The 3,303-nt window shown below is 46.4% G+C and carries 2 protein-coding genes and 1 pseudogene; all 3 read right to left on the bottom strand.

The features are described from left to right. The coding region (locus Q0605_RS04145; RefSeq protein ID WP_298704456.1) for a radical SAM protein at positions 1-596 on the bottom strand (596 nt) is incomplete at its 3' end. Continuing rightward, complete coding sequence (locus Q0605_RS04140; RefSeq protein ID WP_298704454.1) at positions 593-2,302, bottom strand: mechanosensitive ion channel family protein; 1,710 nt, start codon at positions 2,300-2,302, stop codon at positions 593-595. The genes Q0605_RS04145 and Q0605_RS04140, both read right to left, overlap by 4 nt. Beyond that, a pseudogene (aroB, locus tag Q0605_RS04135) lies at positions 2,299-3,303 on the bottom strand (3-dehydroquinate synthase); the annotation flags it as partial. The gene Q0605_RS04140 and the pseudogene aroB, both read right to left, overlap by 4 nt.

Genomic DNA, 3,303 nt, shown 5'->3' with positions numbered 1-3,303 from the left:
CCGAGGCTCGTGCCCGCGGTTCTGCCGTAGCTTCCGATATTGGTGCCGGTTAGCACGATCTCGCTAAATCCGTTTGCAGCAAGGCTTTCCGCCTCTTTTAAGATCGCGTCTTCAGAGCTGCTTCGCGAGCGGCCGCGCACGGATGGGATTATGCAGTAGCTGCAGTTAAAATCGCACCCCTCCTGAATTTTAATAAAGGCCTTGGTGTGATCCTCGTAGTCGCTTATCAGGTTTTTTTCGACGCCGTCAAGACCTCCGATATCGTAAAATTTTGACTCCGAGCCCAAAAACTCGTCGATCTTTTCCTTTTGCGACATCCCAAACACGCCGAAGACCGCGCCGTTTTTATACAGCTCCTCGCCGCGCGAGACCGCGCCGCAGCCGGTTAGCAATATCTTTTTACCGAGGCGGTTCATCTTATTTACGTAGTTTCGCACGTCCGCGTCGGCGCCGTTCGTAACGGTGCAAGAGTTTATCACGACGACGTCAGCGCCCTGCTCGTCGTGCGTGATCTCGCCCGATTTTAGATTGCTTTTGATAAGCTGCGTGTCGTATATATTTGTGCGGCATCCAAACGTTTTAAAATAAATTTTCAAATTTCGCTCCCAGATCCGCTTCCTATGGCAAAGCCCGTGTCCTGCGCCGCTGCGTTTAAATTTTGCGGACTTTGTTGCTCGGAGCCGAGATCTTGCGCCATGAAATTTCCGCCTGCCGCCATATAATTTTTGCCGTTAAAAAGCGTGTATGCAGGATAAGCGATCTTGATATCAGGCTCATTTCTTAGGGCATCTAAAATTTCAGCTGAAATGTTGCTGCGAAGCCCGAGCGTAGCGTAAGAGTTCGTCATATACCAAACCGAAATTTCAATGCCGTATGGCTCGAAAAAACTGTAAATTCTAGGCTCGACGTTTGGATTTTTGATACTGTATTGCGAGCGAAGCTTGCCCATCTGCTTTTTAGCGATGTCAGTGTAGCCTTTGGAATACTTCCGCACGATGTTTTTTATGAGATACATCGCCTTTTTATGGTTGCTATCAAATGTTAAAAGTATGCTAATGCCATCCCAGACGGTCTTAAGCCCGCTGTGGGTGTAGTTTGAGATAAGATCGGTAAAAATATAATTGTTCGGTATAAAAATAACCCTGCCGGCTCGTTTATTTTCTCTCCACGTAGTCATAGTTACGTCCTCAAAAATCGTCATCCTAAGCACCGAAATATCGATGATATTGCCCACGTAAGTCTCGCCGTTTTTATGCACCCGGATACGATCGCCCACGCGAAAGCTGCCGCCGAGCACGATCGTAAGCCAGCCTAAGGAGCTCATAAACATATCTTTCATCGCAATCGCTAGACCGGCAGAAGCAAAGCCCAAAACCGTCACGAAGTGCGTCATATTCTCGATGTAAGAAAAGAGCAGTATCAGCGCGATCAACGTGAAATTTAAAACGTTGATAGCTTTATTTACGATATAAAAATTATCGTCGTTTTTGATATATTTTTTTGCCACTACCTTGCAGAAAAAAGACAGTGCGATGACTACGAGTATCCATACGGCGATGTTTCCCGCGCGCTTGATCTGCGCTTTTATATCGGCGGTCTGCACGGCGATTTGCGAGTTGATCTTCTTTTCGTAAACGTCGTATGTAGTCTGTGCGATCTCATATGCGGAGCTGAACTCTCCGAGCTCGTAATCTAAGCTTTTAAGCTCCGCCGCAGCGCTTGCGTCCGCACTTGCCTGCATCAAGCGATCATATAGCGCCCTTTTTGCTTCAAGTTTATCGATTAAAATTTTGATATTTTCGATAGCGTTTTTCTGCTCCATCTTTTGAGCTTGTAAATTTTTAATCGTAGAAAAACCGGAAATTATCGAAAACGGATTGGTAATGCGCGTAGGCTCGGGCGTTTCAGGCATCGCTATGATATCTAAAAACGGGGATTTTTCATACTCTTTTAGCAGAATTAACTGCTCTTTTACGGCGCGAAGTTTTTTCTGAATCTCCGCGATCTTATCGGTGCCGGCGCTCTTTTTTAGCTCCGTTTCGAGCTGGCTGGATTGCTTTTGTAAATTTTGATAGCGGATGAAATTTGAAAAGCGCGAGATCCAGATATTATTTTTAATCTCATCGTCAATAACACGGATCTGATCTTTTAGCGACGCGGATAGCTTGGAATTTTCATCTTTCTTCTCACTAGCGGCGGAGCTAGCGTTGGATTCTAAGCGCGTGTGCGCGGCGGAGAGCGTAGAATTTGCCTCGCAAAATGCAAGATTAAAAATCAAAAAAATAGCCGCAAGCGCTCTCATTCAAACTCTTTCAGCGCTGCGATTACTTCATCTTTTGCGATCTCTTTGGAAGCGTAGAATTTACCGATGCCGTCAGGCAGGATAAATTTTATCTTGCCGTTTTCGCTCTTTTTATCGAGAAAAAACAGCTCGTAAAATTCCGCTGCATCCTCTACGTGAAATTTTATCGGAAGTGCGAATTTTTGAAGCACTTTGCGGATTCGCTCCTCCTGTTCGCCGCTTAGTTTGCCGAGGCGACGCGCTAGCGTATTTGCTATCACCATGCCGATCGCCACAGCCTCGCCGTGCAAAAATTTTTTATAATTAGTAATTTTTTCGATAGCGTGAGCGAAGGTGTGTCCGTAGTTTAGCACTGCGCGCACGCCGCTTTCGCGCTCGTCACGCTCTACAACGCTTGCTTTAATCTCCACACAGCGAGCGATTATATGCGAAATTTTATCGGCGCTTTTTAGATCGTGCGTCTCGAAAAATTTAAACAGCTCGCCATCAAAGCATACAGCCATCTTTACCGCCTCTGCGACGCCTGCGGCAAACTCTCGCGCAGGAAGCGTCGATAAAAATTTACTCTCGCAATAAACCGCGCGCGGCTGGCAAAAGGAGCCGATTAAATTTTTGCCGAAGCGATTATTCACGCCCGTCTTGCCGCCGACGCTTGCATCCACTTGCGCTAGCAATGTCGTAGGTATATTGATAAAATCGATACCGCGCTCATAAATGCTCGCGCAAAAGCCCGTTATATCGCTGATGACGCCGCCGCCAAGAGCAATGAGCGTGCTTTTGCGATCAAGCTTGGAGCTGAAAAGCTGCTCTAAGATTTGCTCCACGCTCGCGGTATTTTTATACTCCTCGCCGTCTGGGATCGTGATGATAAATTTTTGCTCGCATTTTAACCGCTGCAATAAAAAATCAAGCCACAGCCCGCCTACTTTGGGGTTTGTGATGATCGCCACCTTGCCTTTGAGCTTGATCTATAGAAATTCGTCGATAAAAACGCTGTATTT

Origin of the sequence: uncultured Campylobacter sp., assembly GCF_938017705.1 — a bacterium.
Lineage (GTDB): Bacteria > Campylobacterota > Campylobacteria > Campylobacterales > Campylobacteraceae > Campylobacter_B.
Note: the sequence above shows the minus strand (reverse complement) of the source record. Positions and strands in the feature narration are given on the sequence as shown.

Excerpts from the sequence above, each read along its gene's own strand:
- Q0605_RS04140 (WP_298704454.1), bottom strand. The coding sequence starts at position 2,302 with ATGAGAGCGCTTGCGGCTATTTTTTTGATTTTTAATCTTGCATTTTGC.